17 protein-coding genes are annotated in these 20,519 nt (G+C 45.0%); 8 read left to right on the top strand and 9 right to left on the bottom strand.

All coding sequences use genetic code 11. The annotated features are described in order from the left end of the window. Window positions 1-7 precede the first annotated feature (7 nt). From oppB to OXI21_RS08735, 8 genes are all read left to right on the top strand, one after another. Complete coding sequence (gene oppB / locus OXI21_RS08770; RefSeq protein ID WP_279619193.1) at window positions 8-928, top strand: oligopeptide ABC transporter permease OppB; 921 nt, start codon at window positions 8-10, stop codon at window positions 926-928. Window positions 929-945: 17 nt separating this feature from the next. After that, window positions 946-1,854 carry an oligopeptide ABC transporter permease OppC gene (gene oppC, locus OXI21_RS08765; RefSeq protein ID WP_279619192.1) on the top strand — a complete coding sequence of 303 codons (909 nt, stop codon included), beginning with the start codon at window positions 946-948 and terminating at the stop codon, window positions 1,852-1,854. An 8-nt stretch (window positions 1,855-1,862) separates the two neighbouring features. Then, window positions 1,863-2,834, top strand: a complete 972-nt coding sequence (gene oppD, locus OXI21_RS08760) for an oligopeptide ABC transporter ATP-binding protein OppD (RefSeq protein ID WP_279619191.1) — start codon at window positions 1,863-1,865, stop codon at window positions 2,832-2,834. 9 nt (window positions 2,835-2,843) lie between these two features. Beyond that, window positions 2,844-3,887, top strand: coding sequence for a murein tripeptide/oligopeptide ABC transporter ATP binding protein OppF (gene oppF / locus OXI21_RS08755; RefSeq protein WP_279619190.1), 1,044 nt, complete (start codon window positions 2,844-2,846; stop codon window positions 3,885-3,887). 18 nt (window positions 3,888-3,905) lie between these two features. Next, window positions 3,906-4,277, top strand: coding sequence for an ArsC family reductase (locus tag OXI21_RS08750; protein ID WP_279619189.1), 372 nt, complete (start codon window positions 3,906-3,908; stop codon window positions 4,275-4,277). A gap of 236 nt (window positions 4,278-4,513) precedes the next feature. Beyond that, a complete protein-coding gene (locus tag OXI21_RS08745; protein ID WP_279619188.1) occupies window positions 4,514-5,203 on the top strand; it encodes an ABC transporter permease in 690 nt (229 codons plus the stop codon). Window positions 5,204-5,268: 65 nt separating this feature from the next. Further along, the gene (locus OXI21_RS08740) at window positions 5,269-6,105 is read left to right on the top strand and encodes a MetQ/NlpA family ABC transporter substrate-binding protein (protein ID WP_279619187.1); all 837 of its coding nucleotides are present in this window, start codon (window positions 5,269-5,271) and stop codon (window positions 6,103-6,105) included. A gap of 10 nt (window positions 6,106-6,115) precedes the next feature. Then, window positions 6,116-6,967, top strand: a complete 852-nt coding sequence (locus OXI21_RS08735) for a MetQ/NlpA family ABC transporter substrate-binding protein (RefSeq protein ID WP_279619186.1) — start codon at window positions 6,116-6,118, stop codon at window positions 6,965-6,967. A gap of 77 nt (window positions 6,968-7,044) precedes the next feature. Here OXI21_RS08735 and OXI21_RS08730 read toward each other — a convergent pair whose 3' ends face one another. The 9 genes from OXI21_RS08730 to OXI21_RS08690 form a co-directional block, all read right to left on the bottom strand. After that, window positions 7,045-7,815 (bottom strand): aldolase/citrate lyase family protein, encoded by a 771-nt coding sequence (locus OXI21_RS08730; RefSeq protein WP_279619185.1) that lies wholly within the window; start codon window positions 7,813-7,815, stop codon window positions 7,045-7,047. 129 nt (window positions 7,816-7,944) lie between these two features. Continuing rightward, window positions 7,945-9,042: a DNA polymerase IV gene (gene dinB, locus OXI21_RS08725; RefSeq protein ID WP_279619184.1), complete on the bottom strand. Its 1,098-nt coding sequence runs from the start codon at window positions 9,040-9,042 to the stop codon at window positions 7,945-7,947. A gap of 28 nt (window positions 9,043-9,070) precedes the next feature. Further along, a complete protein-coding gene (rnr, locus tag OXI21_RS08720; protein WP_279619183.1) occupies window positions 9,071-11,464 on the bottom strand; it encodes a ribonuclease R in 2,394 nt (797 codons plus the stop codon). A 139-nt stretch (window positions 11,465-11,603) separates the two neighbouring features. Continuing rightward, window positions 11,604-12,614, bottom strand: a complete 1,011-nt coding sequence (lpxK, locus tag OXI21_RS08715) for a tetraacyldisaccharide 4'-kinase (RefSeq protein ID WP_279619182.1) — start codon at window positions 12,612-12,614, stop codon at window positions 11,604-11,606. 42 nt (window positions 12,615-12,656) lie between these two features. Then, window positions 12,657-13,469: a type III pantothenate kinase gene (locus OXI21_RS08710; RefSeq protein ID WP_279619181.1), complete on the bottom strand. Its 813-nt coding sequence runs from the start codon at window positions 13,467-13,469 to the stop codon at window positions 12,657-12,659. 101 nt (window positions 13,470-13,570) lie between these two features. Further along, complete coding sequence (locus OXI21_RS08705; protein WP_279619180.1) at window positions 13,571-15,961, bottom strand: ComEC/Rec2 family competence protein; 2,391 nt, start codon at window positions 15,959-15,961, stop codon at window positions 13,571-13,573. A gap of 278 nt (window positions 15,962-16,239) precedes the next feature. After that, entirely contained in the window at window positions 16,240-17,376 is a 1,137-nt protein-coding gene (gene dnaJ / locus OXI21_RS08700; protein ID WP_279619179.1) for a molecular chaperone DnaJ, read from the bottom strand. Between the two features lie 228 nt (window positions 17,377-17,604). Continuing rightward, window positions 17,605-19,533 (bottom strand): molecular chaperone DnaK, encoded by a 1,929-nt coding sequence (gene dnaK, locus OXI21_RS08695; protein WP_279619178.1) that lies wholly within the window; start codon window positions 19,531-19,533, stop codon window positions 17,605-17,607. Between the two features lie 236 nt (window positions 19,534-19,769). Further along, window positions 19,770-20,507: a YggS family pyridoxal phosphate-dependent enzyme gene (locus OXI21_RS08690; protein WP_279619177.1), complete on the bottom strand. Its 738-nt coding sequence runs from the start codon at window positions 20,505-20,507 to the stop codon at window positions 19,770-19,772. Window positions 20,508-20,519 lie beyond the last annotated feature (12 nt).

Here is a 20,519-nt window from a genome sequence, read left to right as displayed (position 1 = left end):
AAGAATCATGATTAAATTTATTGTTCGGCGTTTTTTGGAGGCGATTCCGACGCTGCTGATTTTAATTACGCTATCGTTTTTTATGATGCGGTTAGCCCCCGGGAGTCCCTTTACCGGTGAGCGCATGCTCCCGCCGGAGGTGCTCGCCAATATCGAGGCAAAATATAATCTTAATGTGCCGATCTGGAAGCAATATCTCGATTATCTGTGGCAATTGATGCAGGGCGATTTTGGCCCGTCGTTTAAATATCGGGATTATACGGTCAATGAGCTTGTCGCTAATGCCTTTCCCGTATCGCTTAAACTGGGGCTATTTGCCTTTATCGTTGCGGTGACGCTCGGTATTACCGCGGGAACCATTGCTGCGTTAAAACAAAATAGTTTGATTGATTATGGAGTGATGGGATTTGCGATGATCGGGATTGTGATTCCGAGCTTTGTGGTCGCGCCGCTCTTGGTGTTAAGTTTTGCGATTAAGTGGCCGGTACTCCCTGCAGGCGGTTGGCATAATGGCGAATTTATCTATATGTTGATGCCGATGATTGCGCTCTCACTTGGCTATATTGCCAGCATTTCGCGCATTATGCGCAGTTCGATGATTGAGGTACTCCATTCAAACTATATTCGTACGGCGAAAGCCAAAGGATTACCGCTTCGCCGAATTATCTTTAAACATGCGTTAAAACCGGCGCTTTTACCGGTGCTTTCCTATCTTGGGCCGGCCTTTGTGGGAATTATTACCGGTTCGATGGTGGTAGAAACTATTTTTGGGCTTCCCGGGATTGGGCAACTCTTTGTTAATGGCGCGCTCAATCGAGATTATTCGCTGGTTTTAAGTTTGACGATTTTAGTGGGCAGTTTAACGATTCTCTTTAATGCGATTGTGGATATTTTATATGCCGTAATCGATCCGAAAATTCGTTATTAAGGAGGATAGCGATGTTGATGATGAATCAAACAAAAAACCGTGAGGTGGCGGAGCAAGTTGCCGATTCTTTAGCGGTAAAAGGGCGGAGCTTATGGCAAGATGCGTGGCGCCGCTTTGTGCGCAATCGTGCCGCGATGGTGAGCCTTTTTATTTTGGTCATGATCACTCTTTTTGTGATCGTGGCTCCCTATCTCTCCCCGTTTGAATATGATGATACCGATTGGGGCATGATGTCTGAAGGCCCGGATTTTGAGTCGAAACACTTTTTTGGGACGGACTCATCAGGGCGAGATCTTTTAGTGCGCGTTGCCATTGGTGGGCGAATTTCGCTGATGGTGGGTGTTGCAGCGGCGCTGATTGCGGTGATTGTAGGCACCTTTTATGGCACGATTTCTGGCTATTTAGGCGGTAAGATCGATAGTTTTATGATGCGCGGTCTTGAGATTTTAAGCTCCTTTCCCTTTATGTTTTTCGTAATTTTGCTAGTGACCTTTTTTGGGCAAAATATCTTCCTGATTTTCGTTGCGATCGGTATGGTGTCGTGGCTTGATATGGCGCGGATTGTGCGCGGGCAGACGCTTACCATTAAACATAAAGAGTTTATTGAAGCAGCGAAGGTTTCGGGCGTTTCAACGCCGATGATCGTTTTTCGTCATATCGTGCCCAATGTCTTGGGTGTTGTGGTGGTCTATGCCTCGCTGTTAGTGCCCAATATGATTCTGTTTGAATCCTTTCTGAGTTTCTTAGGGCTTGGAACGCAAGAGCCGCTCAGCAGTTGGGGCGCGTTATTAAGTGATGGATCAAATTCGATGGAAGTCGCGCCATGGCTCTTAATTTTTCCCGCACTTTTTTTAATCATCACACTCTTTTGTTTTAACTTTATTGGCGATGGATTGCGCGATGCACTCGATCCAAAAGATCGGTAGGAGGCAGGATGTCAGAATTATTATCGATACAGAATTTAAATGTCACCTTTAAGACGGAAGAGGGCGATGTGATTGCGGTCGATTCGCTAAACTTTGCTCTTAATCGTGGGGAAACCCTCGGCATTGTTGGTGAATCAGGCTCCGGGAAATCCCAAACGGCGTTCGCATTGATGGGTCTTTTAGCCCAAAATGGTCGGGCGCAGGGCTCCATTTTATTTGATGAGCGTGAGATTTTAAACTTGCCGGCAAAGGCGCTTAACGAACTTCGCGCCAATGATATCTCCATTATCTTCCAAGATCCGATGACAAGCCTCAATCCCTATATGAAGGTGGGCGATCAGCTGATGGAAGTGTTGCGCCTTCATCAAGGATTATCGAAAAAGGAGGCGTTTAATCGCTCTTTGCAGATGCTCGATGCGGTAAAAATGCCGGAAGCGAAAAAACGGATGAATATGTATCCCCATGAATTTTCTGGTGGGATGCGGCAACGTGTGATGATCGCGATGGCACTTTTATGTGAGCCGAAACTCCTGATCGCCGATGAACCGACCACGGCGCTAGATGTCACGGTGCAAGCGCAAATTATGGCACTCTTAAAAGAGCTTCAGCAGGAATTTAACACCGCGATTATTTTGATTACCCACGACCTCGGCGTTGTTGCCGGCGTCTGCGATAAGGTGCTGGTGATGTATGCGGGGCGGACGATGGAATATGGGAGTGCGCACGAGATTTTTTACGCGCCACAACATCCCTATACGCAAGGATTACTTAGCGCAATTCCACGGCTTGAATCAGATTCGATGGCAGAACTTCGCACAATTCCGGGTAATCCGCCAAATTTATTGGCGCTTCCAAAAGGCTGTCCATTTTCACCTCGCTGCGAGCAAGCAATTGGCGCTTGTTTGGAATTACCGCCGCCACTCGTTAAAGAGTCGGGAGGGCGTTTGCGGGCCTGTTATTTAGAGAGTGGAGCGCTATAAGGAGGGATCATGGAAGAACACAATATAAATAAAATAGAGGCGCCGAAAACGATCTTAACGGTGAATCATCTTAAAGTTCATTTTCCGGTTAAAGAGCGGGTGGGATTATTTCGAACGCGCGCCCAAGCGGTGAAGGCGGTGGATGGTGTCTCCTTTTCCCTTTATGAAGGGGAGACGCTTGGCATTGTTGGGGAATCGGGGTGTGGAAAATCAACGTTAGCACGGGCAATTATCGGGCTTGCACCGAAAACAGAAGGGAGCGTTGTCTGGCTCGGGCGAGATCTCAATAACCTTGATCGAAAGGGGCAAAAGATGCTGTGCAGTGAGATGCAGATGATCTTCCAAGACCCTCTAGCATCGCTCAATCCCCGCATGACTATTGGTGATATTATCGCAGAACCGCTTAAAACGCATTCGCCTCATCTCTCTAAAAAAGAGGTGAAAGTGGAGGTAGAGGCGATGATGACGCGGGTGGGATTGCTACCGAATCTCATTAACCGTTATCCGCATGAATTTTCCGGCGGGCAATGTCAGCGAATCGGGATTGCACGCGCGCTTATTTTAAAGCCAAAGCTCGTAATTTGTGATGAGCCGGTGTCCGCGCTCGATGTCTCCATTCAAGCGCAGGTGATCAATCTCTTGCGTAAACTGCAAGCGGAAATGGGGCTCTCGCTGATCTTTATTGCCCATGATTTAGCGGTCGTGAAACATATCTCAGATCGCGTATTAGTGATGTATTTAGGCCATATTGTGGAGCTTGGCGAAAAGCGTGCTGTCTATCAAAATCCAAGCCACCCTTATACCAAAGCGCTGTTAAGTGCCGTGCCGATTCCCGATCCTGAAAAAGAACGCCATAAATCTCAAGATCTTTTAGAAGGGGATCTGCCCTCGCCGATCAATCCGCCCTCAGGCTGTGTATTCCGTACGCGTTGTCCGAAAGCGGATGCAAAATGTGCTACGATAATGCCTGAGTTACGCGGTGAAAAGGCGCATCAAATTGCCTGTTTGCATAGCGACATTAAGAACGACATTAAAACGGAAAATAACGGATAAAATGTAGGAGAGGGATCGATGGTAACGATTTACGGCATTAAAAATTGTGACACAATGAAAAAAGCGTTTAAGTATCTTGATGAGAAAGGGATTGCGTATACGTTTCATGATTATCGCGTCGATGGCATTGATGAAGTGTTGATCGATCAGTTTTTAGCACAATTTCCTTTAAAAGAGCTCGTCAATAAACGCAGCACCACCTATCGCAATCTCTCAGATGAGGAAAAGGCGACGATTGACGAGGTTGCGGTGGTAAAAGCGATTATGCTGCGCGAGCCCACATTGATTAAGCGCCCAGTTTTACTCAAAACGGCGGGTGATTCTGGTGAAAATCAAAAGGGGCTAGTGGGCTTTAAAGCCGCCGATTACGATGCATTTTTCGCGAGATAAAAATATTGCCCACTTTTTTATTCATTGGGGTTGACAAAATTTTTAAAAGGCGTTTAATAGTAATCATGCCGATTTGATACAGCTTGCGGGCAAGGAATACAGCTAAAGCGTGAGAATCTCGAAAGAGATGGATAAATCACTGAATTTATAAAAAGCCTGTGTCGACGTCGATATGGGCTTTTTTTGTGATTGAAAAAAGCGTTTGGTTTAACATCAATGAAAAAGGATGATCTAGAATGAGTTCTACAAAGACATTCGCATCACGTGTTGAAAACGTGGTCGACCTAAAACCTGAAATTCTAAAGGCGACGCAAGAGACCTTTACAATGCTTGGAATTTCCGTAACGACGGGGGTAATTATCGGGTTGATGCTCGGAATTATTCTCTATATTACGCGTCCAGGTTCGCTCTATCAGCGTCATGCGTTTTATAAGGTTAACAGCATTGTCGTAGACTTTTTCCGTGCGTTTCCTTTTATCATCTTGATGGTTGCCTTAAGTCCGCTTGCGAAAAAAGTCGCGGGCACAACCATTGGGCCGATTGCAGCGTCCGTTACCTTAACCATCGCAGCCGTTTTTTACTTTGCGCGCTTAGTGGAACAAAATTTACGTGAGGTGGATAAAGGGGTGATTGAAGCGGCGCTCTCGATGGGGGCCGATCCGAAAACGATCATCTTCAAAGTGCTCATTCCTGAGGCGCTCTCGGGCATTGTGTCAAGCGTTACGATTTTAACCATCAGTATCTTATCGGCGAGTGCGGCAGCGGGGATGATTGGCGGCGGCGGTCTTGGAGACTTAGCAATTCGCCACGGTCACATGCGCTATCAGCCGGAGGTCATTGTCACCATCATGATTATTTTGACGGCAATGGTTATTTTAATTCAATCACTGGGTAACAAAATTTCACGATCACTCGATAAACGATAATCGATAATCGATAATCCAATAGGGATAAAACGAGTGAATTATTACAAATCGCTTAGGAGGCAGAAATGTTTAAAAAATGGTTTAAAAGTCTTGCCGTAGTATTAGGACTCTCCGTCCTAGTGGCATGTGGCAGTGGGGACGACGCAACAACTGAAGGTGGCGTTAAAAAAGAGATTCGCTTTGGGGCAACTACCGGTGAATTTTACGACATGATCAAATACTCGATTGCGCCGATCTTAGAAGAGCAGGGCTATAAAGTAAAATTGATCGAATTTACCGATTACGTTCAACCAAATCTCGCGCTTGCAAATGGGGATTTAGATATCAACGTATTCCAACATCTTCCTTATTTACAGAGCTTTAAAAAAGAGCACGGTTTAAATATTAAAGAAGGGTTTGAAGTCCCAACGGCGCCTTACGGACTCTATCCTGGTCGCTTAAAATCACTTGATCAAGTGAAAGAGGGCAGTAAAGTTGCCGCGCCAAATGATCCAAGTAACTTTGCACGCGTGCTTGTCATCTTAGATTATTTAGGTTGGATTGAGCTTCGCGAGGGCACCGATCCACTTACCGCGTCAAAGCGTGATATCACCAAAAACATTCTCAATATCGATATTATCGAGCTTGAAGCGGCGAATATTCCACGGGTATTAGATGATGTTGATTTTGCTGCCATTAACGGTAACTATGTCTTATCAGCGGGCATGAAATTAACCGATAGCATCTTAAATGAACCAAACTTTAACTACATCAATTGGTCAGCAATTCGGGTAGAAGATGAAGATTCACAGTGGTATCAAGATGTGAAAGCGGCCTACAATTCAGAGCGTTTTAAAGAGTATATCACCACTAAATTCCCAGGCTTCCAATTCCCATCAGCGTGGGGCGAAGCGAGTAAATAAGAGGTCTATAATGAAAGCAATTATTACCCGCTGGGCAGCACTTCTCTCGTTTGCACTCCTTGCGACTGCCTGTTCTGATGATGCAGCAACCGGCGCGTCTAAAGAGGATGCGAGCGGGGCATCTGAGAAGAAAACCATTGTGATCGGTACAACCGTCGGTGACTTTGGCGATATGGTCAAAGAGTTCATTCAGCCTGAGATGGCGAAAGATGGTTACACTATAAAGCTCGTTGAGTTTACCGATTATGTGCAGCCCAATCGTGCATTAGCCGAAGGTTCGATCGACATTAATGTCTTCCAACATAAACCTTATTTGGATGCGTTTAAAACGTCGAATAATCTCGATTTAGTGGAGCTTTTTCAAGTGCCAACCGGGCCTTTAGGGGTTTACACCGGGAAAGGCAAAAGCCTTGATGAGCTTGGCAAACGGAAATTGACCTTTTCTGTAGCAAATGATCCAAGTAACTTTGCGCGCACCTTAATGATGCTCGATGAGATGGGGATTATTACCTTAAATGAGGGCATCGATCAGCTTAAAGCATCAAAACGCGATATTAAGCAATTTAATTATGAGGTTGAATTAATTGAGCTTGAAGCGGCGCAAATTCCGCGCTCCCGTGATGATGTGGATTTTGCCATTATTCCGGGTAACTATGCAGCAAGTTCAGGAATTTCCTTTACCGATGCGCTCTATACCGAAGGCGGATTTACCTTTATTAATTGGGCGGCTATTAAACGCTCAGATTTAGGAAGGCCTTGGGTAGAAGCGGTTGAAAATGCCTATAACTCAGAGGCGTTTAAAGCGTATGCAGCAAAACGTTTTGCAGGGTATAAATATCCGCAGATTTGGGATAAAGAATAGAAAAAATTAAAACAATCACTCCATAAGCCCCGTTATTATTCGATTGAGATCGATATAGCGGGGCTTTTTTATGGGCGTTATTCGTATTCTTCTAAAATCTCTTGATAGGCACGGCGGAGCGTTGAAGCGTCGCTGCAAACAATCATAAAGGAGGCGCCAATGTGCATATAATGTTTAATAAACACCGGATCATTATGAATCAGCCCAACGGGGAGACCGGCTTTACGAATTTTTAAAATAGCATCATGGATCACCGCTTGGACTTTCGGGTGATCAGGATGGCTGCAATAGCCCATCGAGGCACTTAAATCTGCTGGGCCAATAAAAATTCCGTCGATGCCTTTCACGGATAAAATCTCATCGAGTGCATCGAGTCCTTCCACCGTTTCCACTTGTAAAATCAGTGCAATTTCTTCTTCAGCATGGAGGAGATAATTGGGAATATCCCCCCAACGAGAGGCGCGAGAAATATTTCCCGCTACGCCACGAACGCCTTTGGGCGGGTAATGCACCGCTTTTACCATCGCTTCAGCTTCCGTTTTACTCTCAATCATCGGCACCATCACCGATTGCGCGCCAATATTTAGGATTCGTTTCATCGTAATAGGATCCGCTGCCGGTAAACGAACGACAGAGCTCACATTATGATGCCCTTCAATAATGCGAATCTGTTCTAAAATTGCTTTGAGATCATTGGGGCCATGCTCGGCATCAATTAAGAGCCAATCAAATCCGCTGTGCGCTGCGATATCTGCGGTTGTGCCGTCGGCAAGCCCTAAACGCGCACCTATTTGGATCGTTTTTTCATGTAGATTAAGCTTGAACTGATTTTTAGGGATCGTTTGCATCGTGAACTCACTCCTTATTTTTATTGGTAACCACCATTAATTCATCATAATCAGCTGAGGAATAAACTGCAAGTGTGTTCGAAGATCCCTTGATGGGTAAGGGGAAAGAGGATAGAGGAGAGTGGGCAATTAAGCGAGAGTATGAAATGGAAGGGTTTGCTGATTGAGCTCATTGTTAAGCTCATGCTTTTCTTCATCGCTATTGTGAAGAGTGAGGCCCATTAACCGAATGCGCCGATGCTCACGCACTTCTGATAACAGCTCAAGGGCAAGGGGCCAGATAAAATGCTCTTCGGTGTTGAGATCAAAATTGACGGTGCGGCTTCGGGTAATCTGCTTAAAGTTATAGTATTTAATTTTAAGAGTGAGCGTACGTCCGCGAAAATCATGCTTTCGGCAACGACGAATTAGCTCGGCGTGAATCATTTTAAGGAGATCGACTACCTCATCATGGCTGTTAAGATCGTTTAAGAAAGTCTCTTCAACGCCAACAGATTTACGAATTCGATTCGGGTTGACAGGCCGATCATCAATCGCGCGGGCGTAGAGATAATAGCTGTGTCCCGCCTTACCAAATTCACGAATCAGCGCCTCTTCATTCCAGGCTTTAAGATCTTTGCCGGTTTTAATGCCAAGGGCATGCATTTTTTTTGCAGTTACGGCACCAACACCAAAAAAATCTTCAATGGGGAGCGCCTCGACAAAGCGCGGGGCATTGAGTGGATGAAGCACAAAAAGACCATCGGGCTTACGAACATCAGACGCGATTTTGGCAAGAAATTTATTATAAGAGACACCGGCGGAAGCGGTGAGATTGAGGGTTTCTTTAATGCGCCGTTTAATCTCAAGGGCCACATCCATGCCAAGCTCAATTTGATGGAAATTGTCGGTCACATCTAAAAACGCCTCATCTAACGAGAGCGGTTCAACGAGATCGGTATACTCATGGAAAATGTCACGAATCGATTGAGAGATGGCGCGGTAGAGCTCAAATCGCGGCTTTACCACAATAAGATCAGGGCATTTTTGCAGCGCCGTACGCATAGGCATCGCGGAATGAACCCCAAATTGGCGCGCCTCGTAACTTGCAGCAGCCACCACGCCGCGATTCGATTTCCCGCCAACGGCAACGGGTTTGCCGCGATACTCGAGATGATCGCGCTGCTCAATTGAGGCGTAAAATGCATCCATATCGATATGAATAATTTTACGATACTCAATAGTCACAGCAGCGATCTCCTTTAATATTTACGCATTAACGGCGTTTTTTACGACGATTGCGACGGCTCTTTTTATCCGTACGATCATTTTTTTTACGAACGGAATTAGATTTCCCGCGATGACCTTTCGAATCGTTATTAGAACGGCGACGCGGTGGGCGACTGCCTGCATTTTTACCACTATTTTTATCGCCACCAATCACCGGAGATAAGAGGGTAAAGTCAATGTGTTTTGTTTCAGGATTGGCTTCAACCACACGGATTTTAACTTTATCATTGAGACGATATTGGAAACCGGTATGTTCGCCCATCAGGCGGTGTTTAATCTCATCGTAAATGAAGAAATCGCCATCCATTTGGGAGATATGAACGAGCCCTTCAATAAAGATATCCTCAAGCTCAATAAAGAGCCCGAAATTGGTAACGCCGGTGATATGGCCTTCAAATTCATCGCCAATGAAGTTTTGCATATAGCTTGCTTTAAGCCATGCAATCACATCGCGTTCCGCATCTTCAGCGCGGCGTTCAGTCATTGAGCAATGCTCGCCAAGCGCGATCATTTCAGCATCGTTATAGAACTCATTTTTATCCCGTTTGCGAATAATATGTTTAATCGCGCGGTGGACTAAAAGGTCAGGATAACGGCGAATGGGCGAGGTAAAGTGCGCATAGTGGCTTAATGAGAGCCCAAAGTGCCCACTATTTTCCGGCTGATACACCGCTTGCGAGAGCGAACGGAGCATGACCGTTTGAATCATCTCAAATTCATTTTTCTCTTTGGCCGCTTCAAGAGCGCGAGAGAAATCGAGTGGTGAGGGGTTTTCACCTCCGCCAAGACCGATATTAAACTCTTTTAAGAAGGAACGGAGCTGGCCAAGTTTCGCAGGATCGGGCGTATTATGCACTCGATAGAGTCCGTTAATCTCAAGCTTTTCTAAGAATTTTGCCGCAGCGATATTCGCAGTAATCATGCACTCTTCAATGATTTTATGCGCATCGTTACGGGAATCGGGAACGATCTTTTCAATGTGTCCCTCTTCATCATATAAGATAAGTGTTTCCACAGTTTCAAAGTCGAGCGCACCGCGTTTTTCACGCTGTTTACGCAATACTTTAAAAAGATTGTAGAGATTATCGAGATCGGGCGTGAGCTCTTTATAGCTTTCACGTAGAAGCTCATCACCACTAATAATATCGAAGACCAGATCGTAGGTAAGGCGCGCATGAGAACGCATCACACCTTCGTAAAAATGATAGTTTTGTAGCTCACCATTATGGTCGATATCGAGCTCAGCCACCATCGCTAAACGATCGACATCAGGGTTGAGCGAGCAGATACCATTGGAGAGATCGCGGTGCAACATCGGCACCACTTTACGCGGGAAATAAACTGACGTTCCGCGAAGGTGCGCTTCTTTATCAATCGCAGAGCCACGGCGCGCATAGTGCGACACATCCGCAATGGCAACATAGAGGCGATAGCCATCTTTAATCGGCTTACAATAGACCGCATCGTCAAAGTCGCGGGCGGTAATGCCATCGATGGTGACAAGCGGTAGATCGCGATAATCCTTGCGTCCCTCATGTTCACTTTCGAGCACTTTATTAGGGATTTTACTCACCTCATATTCCACTTCTGCCGAGAAAATATTGGGAATATTGTGCTCAAGGAGCGCTTGTTCAATTTCGATATCCACGGTTGCGGTATCGCCAAAAACTTCAACAATTTCCGCCATGGCAATCATATTTTTATCGGGATATTGCGTCACTTTCGCGCGGACAATATCGAGATGCTTTGCTTGCAATTTATCGGAATCTTGCGGGACTAAAAAGTGTTGCGAGATGTCGCGATTTTCAGGCACTAAAATATAGCTCCCTTCTTCACGATGTACTCGGGCGAAAAACTCGGTAAAGCCGCGCTCCACAATCTCGGTAATTTTTGCAATGCGACGACCCCGACGATCGGTGCCAAGGGGAAGCGCTTTCACGCGGTCATTATGGAGAAGATATTCCATCTCATAGGGCGGAATAAAGAGCGAATCTTCGCGCTTACCTTTCCCGTCGGGATCGATCGGATCAAGATAACCAAAGCCTTCCGCTTTTCCTTGAACAATCCCTTCAATCGGCTCTGAGGGATCAACTTTTTTGATCTGATCGTGCTGATTGAGATAGATCTGTCCTTGGCGAATCATCGCATTTAAGCGGTTTTCAAGCGCATCAAGCTCCCACACTTTGCGGAGTTTAAAGGCACGGCTCACTCCATCAAAATCGATCGTGCGATCTAAACTTTGGTAAAATTCAAGGAGTTCTAAAATAAAATCGCGACTCGGAATCGCTTTGCCATATTGTTCAACCTGAACGGCATACTCAGGGTCATTTTCTTTAAATCGAATGAAATATTCGTCTGTTTTTGGGTCGTTTTGACTCATTATATTGGTTTCCTCATGGGATGTTAGATCCCCGTTGAGCGGAGCGGGTTTAATTTATTTGTCTATTGCGCTCACGCTTTGTTATTCTTAAGTTGTTTTTATAGGATCGATTTTCTATCTAAAGCATAGTAGAGATGCGCTAAACGTGGGTTTTGCTATTTGGTTTCACGTCTAAATTAAGGGTTTTTAAGATCGCATCAATCAGCGCCTCCGGTAAAGTTGTTTCAAGGGGCACTTTCCATGCATTGTCTAAATCAAGCGCTAAATCTTGACATTTGACCGCGTCTTTTTCAGTCATGAAGAGCGGCGTATCAAGGGCGGCGAGATCCTTTTTTGTAAAATGGTGATGATCGGGAAATCCATATCCCATCACATCGATGTTATGATCGCGTAACATGGCGAAAAAATGCTCAGGATACGCAATGCCAGCAATGGCAGAAACGCCTTGGTTTTGCCAATGAGAGAGGGGTTTTGCCTTCCCGGTTTTAAGGTTAATCGCTTCATTTAACACACTTTGAAGCGTAAATTGAGGCGGGATGAAATCGTATTTTTTTAGATCCAAATTCCCACTATTATTGATAATAAAATTTACTTTGTTCAATCGTGAAATCGGTTCACGCAGCGGACCTGCAGGAAATCCTAGCTCATTGCCAAAGCCTTGTTTTCCAACAACCCCAATCTCAAGATCGCGGTGCAAAATATGGTGCTGTAGCCCATCATCGCAAATAAAAAGATCGATCTCAGGATGCTGTTTTAAGAGCGCGACTCCGGCCTCATATCGATTACGGTGAACCGCCAGAGGAACGCCTGTTTTTTGGTAAATTAAGTAGGGCTCATCGCCAAGATCGCTTGCGCTATGATGGGTATCTGCAATGAGAAGCGCATCGGTTTTACGGCCATAGCCTCGCGATAATACACCGACATTAAAACCGCGTGCTTTAAAGCGATTGACGAGCGTAATGGTCACCGGCGTTTTCCCTGTGCCCCCTAAATTAATATTGCCCACCACGATCACCGGACGTGGCAGTGTTTGCATCTTTTTTAATTTAATGGAACGGTCAAGCGACGCAATCCCACGATAGAGAAGCGCGAGCGGTAGGAATAGATAACTCCAAAGCGTGCGTTGTTGCCAAAATTTAGGGGTCTTCATAAGGCACTATTTTAGCACGGAACCTTCAAAATGGAGTAGAAATTATTCCGTTATTTGCGTCTCGTTTAATTGGGGCTTTTTCGGCGGTGCGGGAAGGCGACCTTTTGCCTCATAAAGATTGATTAACCCCTTAAAAATGAGCTCTTCATCGATCAAAACCCCCTCTTTTTCACAGCGCTCTTCGTAAAAACGGGCATTGCCTCCAGTAAAGAGAATTTTATCGATACGATACTCCTCTTTCATCTCCCCAATGAGCCCCATAATCATATGGTAATGACCTTTAATGGAGCCAATTGAGATCGATTCAAAGGTATTTTTCCCAAGTGTTTCCGGAATCATTTGATAATCCATCTGCTCAAGTAAGGAGGCATTACTTAAGAGCGCTTCTAAACTAAAAGTCACGCCGGGAGAGATGGTCGTTCCAACAAAATTCCCCTCTTGAATGAGAAAAATCGTCGTCGCTGAACCAAGAGCGACAATCGCCACATTTCGGCACGGATAATGCGCCATAAATCCAAAATAGTTGGCCACAAAATCGGCGCCAAGCAGATGGATATTTTTAAGCTTAAAGGGCGATTGATCAAAGGCGATATCATTACGGATATTAATCACTTCAATCGAGAGCGAGCGCCCTAAATCACGCACAAGATCATTGAGCTCCGGCACAACAGAGACGTAGATAATCTTGCTAAAAGTCTCGTTGAGCGCACCGACATGTTCTTGCAATAGCGCCGGTGCATTAATCAGGAGTTTTCGGCTAAAGATGCGAAACAGGGGAGTGATGCTTTGATCGCTTGGGTCGTACGCTCTGGCATCGCACGTGGTGTTCCCAATATCGATTAATAATATCCTCATGGAATTCTCTTTTTTTGTTATTGTTTGCAAATAATTGGGCTATTTTACCATTCATGGAGTGAATGTGTAGCGCGTTTTCCAAAATTAAACCCCGTTTACCGTCACTTAACGCTGTTTAGGATTGATTTACAGGGTATTTGGGTATTATTTGTGCAATCTATCCACCAAAATCGGCGACAATCGATCGCTTGATCTATTTCACGAGAATAATCGGTTTTAGATGCGTTAAAAGGTAACCGAAGCATGCCATCGTAGGCATTAAAGTAGGGTTTAAGTTCCGGCTGATTATAATAATCTTCATGAATGGTTCGAGTGGAAAATAGGAGGGTAATATCATGATGTTTAACCAATTCTTTCCATGCATAGAAGTCAGTATACCCGCGAGATTGCCCCTGTTTAGGAAATAGTAGTGTAACATTGAGCGCATCACCATTTTTATTTTGATGCTCAAAAAGCGCTTGATTGAGATCGATAGAGAGATTCCGAAACTCCCGTATTGTGGGGTCTGATAAGAGGATAATCAGCTCATTTTCCATTCTTACAAAATAACTACAACTGCTCTTGATCGTCTTAATGGGGGTAATGGTGAGACGTTCAGATTCGTGTTGGAACTCGTGGCAATGCCGACTTCCATCGGTCCATGCTAATAAAGAGGAGTGGGCAAATACAGGTATTTGAGGATATTTGGTTAACAGCGAACGCGTTCCACCTGTGTGCTGACCATTGTAGAGACTTAAAATAAGGGCATCGGGAGCTTTTATATTTAAGCGATTGAGCGTTGGCAATATCACATCCCGCCCGGGATCAAATTGGCGAAAATACCGCCCCGTATCGTATAAAAAGGTAATCTCATCGGTGACAACGAGCGCCGATAAGCCTTCACCTACCGGCATTAAATAGAGTCCTTCTTTAGTCTTTTTAGGAAGGAGATAATGGCCGACAAGAATCATTAAGCAGAGAATGGGATAGAGAATTGAGAGGCCTCTGTAAGGATTCCATCTACTGGTGTGAGCTCGCTTTCGCCTTAAAATTAAAAGGAGAAGCAGGGTTAAAATCACCGTTGGAAAAAGCGCAATATAGGGCGTTTTAACTGAACTATAGGGAAGCATAACCATATAATCAAGTCCGTAGCGAAAGAGTCTAAGCGCGAGATTGGTGATGGTAAAAAAGGGCGTGCTCAGCGAGATTCCCCATAAAAACTCGAAGGGCAGTAATAGTGTGCCGATAAGAAGCGTTGGGAGAATATAGAGCGTTGTCCAAGGAATCGCGAGCAGGTTCGTCAGTGGACTAATGAGTGAGACTTCACCAAAGAAATGGGCGGTTAACGGCATAAGGAAAAAGCTGACGGTTAATTGCGTTAAAAATAACGTTTTAATCACGCCCCAGCGATATTGACTGAGCAGAATTAAAATTGCAACAGCAGTAAATGAGAGCCAAAAACCGATGGAAAGAAGCGCTAAGGGCATCACCATCATCATAATAATAAAGGTAATGGCAAGCGTATGGAGGCGGAAAATCGGCCTGTGCAAGAGTAGCGTGATCATCGCGATGATGTACATTAAGAGCGCGCGCTCGGTTGGAAGCGAGAGACCGGCAAGGAGCGCATAAAAAAGGGCAACGCCGATCGAAAGGAGGGCAGCTAGCTGATAAGGGGCAAAACGTATGGGTTTAAAGAGTGCGATGAGATAGCGCAAAATTAGAAAGCTCCAAAAGGCCACAAAGGTTAGATGCAGGCCTGAAATCGAAACGAGATGAATGGTGCCAGTTTTACGCAGCACATTCCAATCATGCTGAGTCAGTGAATCGGTAATGCCGACAGTGAGCGCACTAAAGTAGGCGCGGTTTTCGTACTGGGTTAACCCGTCAAAATAGTGATAGAGAGTGTTTCTCATCGTTTCAACCGAGTTGGCAGATTTAAGTGTGATCAGTTCATCGGAATTCGTGAGCGACGCTCTACCGATCAGCTCATTGGCAAGGAGGTAAAGTCTCCGGTAAGGTTTATTAGGGCGGTGAACTGTTTTAATTGGATTAATGATAAGCTCTGCTTCATGGATGGAACTTGCCGGCATCTGCTCTTTTAATAGAGCATTATTGAGAGAAAGATAGAGCTTCTTTCCATTTAGCGGCGAGTCTTTAGCGCGGACTTCGATGGTTAATCGGTCGTAATGAGTGGGATTTTTCAGCACTTTAAATTGGTAGCGCGTCGCTGTGTTCACTTTTTTGTGAACCTCATGAATAGCATTTTGATAATCGATTAATCTCGGTAGATAGAGTGAAATACCAAGTGCCATCCCGATCATCATAAATAGAGCTGAGTAGTGCCGTGTTTTTGATGCAAATCCTGAGGTTGAGAAGTGTGTTAGAGTTTGCAAATAAAGCGCTAGCGGAATGATAAAAATAAGTGCGAGGAAACTTAAGGTCAGCATAAGCGAGTAGGGCGATAAGATTAGCCAGAGCGCACTCGCAAGAAGGGAAAAAGCGATAATAACCATCGCATTAGGATAATCGATTAATCGACTAAAATCAAAGAGATAGGGGTGTTTTATAAAGAAGAGGATAAACGGGGATAAATTCGTGGCGTAAAAAAGCGCGGGCAATATCGCTAAGGGGGACTTAAGAGGGTACTTAAGAGAGTGATAGAGATATTAATATTGCCTGCGCTTGTACGTTATGTTTATTAACAATTTCGATTATAGTGGGTCAATTGTAAAAATTTGACAAGATCTAAAATTATTTACTTTTTTGATCGAGTTTTGAACCACTGAGCCATTCATTTCCCGAGACCATCAAAGAACTTCTTTACGCCATCGAGCCAGCTATTTTGCTGGGGGACATGGTTTTCCCCTAAGGTTTCGCCAAATTTACGGAGCATCTCTTTTTGATCGCTACTCAGTTTCACCGGCGTTTCCACTTTAATCGCGCAGAGTAGATCGCCTTGAGCGCCACCGCGTACAGGTTTAACTCCTTTTCCGCGGAGTCTAAAGATTCGGCCCGTTTGTGTTTCAGCCGGAATTTTCAAATTAACACGGCCATCAAGGGTGGGGACTTCAATTTCACCACCGAGTGCTGCCGTAACAAAGCTCACGGGAACCTCGCAGTGAAGATGCTGATCATCACGGGTGAAGATCGCATGTTTTTTCACGCGAATTTGGACGTATAGATCGCCACTTGGGCCACCATTAACGCCCGCTTCTCCTTCGCCTGAAAGACGAATACGATCGCCCGTATCAACGCCTGCTGGCACTTTCACTTCGAGCGTTTTTGTTTTGCGCTCTTGGCCTGTGCCATGACAATTGGTACACGGATTGGTGATTTTCTTACCGCGTCCTTGACAGTCCGGACAGGTTTGCTGAACGGAGAAGAACCCTTGCGACATGCGCACTTGGCCTTGTCCGTGACAGGTTGGGCAGGTGACAGGCTCTGATCCTGCGGCTGCGCCTGATCCATTACAGTGATGACAATGAACGGTTGTCGGGACACTAATGCGCGTTGTGGTGCCGAAAGCAGCCTCTTCTAGGGTGATATCGAGTTGATAGCCAATATCATCGCCACGATAGGCTCGATTTGCTTGAGAGCGTCCACCTCCGCCGAAGATATCGCCAAACATATCACCGAAGATATCGCCAAAATCTGCGCCACCAAATCCGCCAGCGCCCCCGCCAAACCCACCGGCTTGACCGTTTACTCCTGCATGGCCGTATTGGTCATACATTTGGCGTTTTTCATCATCAAAGAGCACTTCATAGGCTTTTTGAACCTCTTTAAATTTCTCTTCTGCTTCTTCTTTTTTGTCAGCATTACGGTCAGGGTGATATTTCATTGCAAGACGTCTATATGCTTTGCGAATCTCATCTTTCGATGCGCCTTTTTCAATCCCTAACACTTCATAATAATCGCGTTCTGCCATGGATAATGATCGTTCCTTATTAACCGTTTATCTGTTTATTTAATGCTCTTACGAGCCGCCATTATGGGATGAAGAATCATCTTATTGATCAACATCGTGCGCTTAAATCTGTGAGCCTAGATGCGGAATAATAAAATGACTCAGAGAGCCCTCTTTTTCAGGAAAGATCCCCAGAGAATCGAAATTCTCTGAGGATTCTTTGTTACTCAATCAATTCATTCAGAATGATTATTTTTTATCTTTGTCGTCTTTAACTTCTTCGAACTCAGCGTCAACAACATTGTCGTCTTTTGGCGCCTCTTCAGCACCGGGAGCTGCGCCGGCTGCATCGCCGCCTTGTTCCGCATAAACGCGCTGTGCAAGCTCGCCCGCAACGGTTGTTAAAGCATCAGTTTTTGCCTTGATTGCATCAACATCATCGCCTTTTAAGACTTCTTTTGTCTCTTCAATTGCCGCTTCAATATTTTTCTTCTCATCGTCAGTCACTTTGTCACCAAGATCTTTGAGAGATTTCTCAGAGGCATGGATCATCTGTTCTGCCGTGTTACGTGCGGTCACGAGCTCTTGGAATTTTTTATCCTCTTCCGCGTTTGCTTCCGCATCTTTTACCATTTTCTCGATATCATCTTCCGATAATCCTGAGCTTGATTTAATCACAATCGATTGCTCTTTACCGGTTGACTTATCTTTCGCCGAGACGTTCATAATCCCGTTTGCATCGATATCAAAGGTCACTTCGATTTGTGGAACACCGCGCGGTGCTGGTGGAATATCTGTTAAGTCAAATTGACCAAGTGAATGGTTTTGTGATGCTTGTGGACGCTCACCTTGTAAGATATGAATCGTTACTGCAGGCTGATTATCCGCCGCTGTTGAGAAGACTTGGCTCGCGTTGGTTGGGATTGTGGTGTTTTTGTCGATCAGTTTTGTCATCACGCCACCCATGGTTTCAATACCGAGCGAAAGAGGGGTAACGTCGAGTAGTAAAACATCTTTCACATCACCGCCTAATACACCGCCTTGGATTGCGGCGCCCGATGCCACTGCTTCGTCAGGATTCACGTCACGACGGGGTTCTTTACCGAAGAATTCTTTCACTTTTTCTTGAACTTTCGGCATACGGGTTTGACCACCGACTAAAATCACATCATCAATTTGTGATACGGCTAAACCAGCATCTTTAAGCGCTGTACGGCATGGCTCTAATGTGCGCTCGATTAACTCTTCAACTAATGCTTCGAGTTTTGCGCGGGTCATTTTGATGTCTAAGTGTTTAGGACCTGTGCTATCAGCTGTGATGTAAGGAAGGTTGATCGAGGTTTGTTGTGATGATGACAATTCGATTTTCGCTTTTTCACCGGCTTCTTTTAAGCGTTGAAGCGCTAATGGATCGTTGCGAAGGTCAATGCCTGAATCTTTTTTGAACTCTTCAACTAAGTAGTCGATCACTACCGCGTCAAAGTCTTCACCGCCAAGGAATGTATCTCCGTTGGTTGAAAGTACTTCGAATTGTTTATCGCCATCAACGTCGGCAATTTCGATAATTGAGATGTCGAATGTACCGCCGCCTAAGTCAAATACCGCAATTTTGCTTTCGTCTTTGGTTTTTTTATCCATACCGTAGGCAAGGGCAGCCGCAGTAGGTTCGTTGATGATACGTTTAACATCTAGACCAGCGATTTGGCCCGCGTCTTTAGTTGCCTGACGTTGTGCGTCATTAAAGTATGCAGGTACGGTGATCACCGCTTCTGTTACTTTTTCACCTAAATAATCTTCAGCGGTTTGTTTCATTTTACGAAGCACTTCCGCTGAGATTTGAGGAGGTGCCATTTTTTCGCCTTTGACTGATACCCACGCATCGCCGTTGTCTGCTTTAACGATTTCAAAGGGGACAAGATCTTTGTCTTTTTGAACTTCAGCATCTTCAAAACGGCGTCCGATAAGACGTTTGATCGCAAAAAGAGTGTTTTTAGGATTGGTCACCGCTTGGCGTTTTGCAGGTTGACCGGTTAAGATTTCACCATCTTCTGTGTACGCAACGATTGATGGAGTAGTGCGATCGCCTTCGGCGTTTTCGATAACGCGTACTTTTTCGCCGTCCATAATGGCAACACATGAGTTAGTTGTACCTAAGTCAATCCCGATGATTTTAGACATATATAATTACCTCAAAAATATAATTTTAAAATTTAGTTTGAATTATTGATAAAACGCTATAAAAACGTGTTTGTTTAAACTGATTAAATTCTCTTTCTGAAGGTAATATGGAGATGGGATTTGGATATTCAAGGCTAAAGTGCAATTTTTTTTGAATTTGGCCGATTTTTAAGCGATAAAGTGAGTGATCCGCCTTAATTTAGGTCTCTCTTGATTTAAATGGAGTGGTGGAGTAACTACGAATAATCCCGCTGACCGAAGATGTCACTGCCGACACGAATCATCGTGGCACCCTCTAAAATCGCCAGCTCAAGATCGCCACTCATCCCCATCGAGAGCTCTGTTGCCGTGTCAGGAAGAAGGCCTTTCTCAATGGATTCATCACGGAGGTTGCGAAGAAGCGCAAACCCTTTGCGGACGTTAGTTTCATTATCGCTATGTAGGCCAATCGTCATCAGCCCCCGAATGGTTAGCTTGGTGAGCGGTTTAATATCGGCTAAAAATTCAAAAAGTGCTTCCGGTAAGAGGCCCGATTTACTTGCTTCTCGGGAAGTATTGACTTGGATAAATACCTCCATATTAATGTGATTGAGCGTGCAATAATCATTAATGCGGCGGGCAATGCGAAGGCGATCGACCGATTGAATGCAGGTGGCGACTTGGCAAACGTCCGCGACTTTATTGCCTTGCAGTTGGCCGATAAAGTGATTTTCTCGTGGAGTAATAAGCTTAATATCCGAAAGATCAGCTTTAGTGAGTAAGTGAGGCGCTTTTTCTACCAGTTCCTGTACGCGATTTTCCCCCAATAACCCATACCCAAACTCAATTGCCGCATTAATCTCCTCGGGCGTACGCGTTTTTGTTGCCATTAATAGCGAGATCTCATTGGGATCACGGGCTGCTTTTTTAGCCGCCGTTTCAATGCGAGCGTTTAGGTGATCTAAATTTGTTTTAAGGTAGGAAAAATCAGTCATAGCAGTGTGTGC

The sequence above is a fragment of the Ignatzschineria sp. RMDPL8A genome (genome assembly GCF_029815055.1).
Taxonomy (GTDB): domain Bacteria; phylum Pseudomonadota; class Gammaproteobacteria; order Cardiobacteriales; family Wohlfahrtiimonadaceae; genus CALZBJ01.
This window is presented reverse-complemented; position numbering and strand designations above follow the sequence as displayed.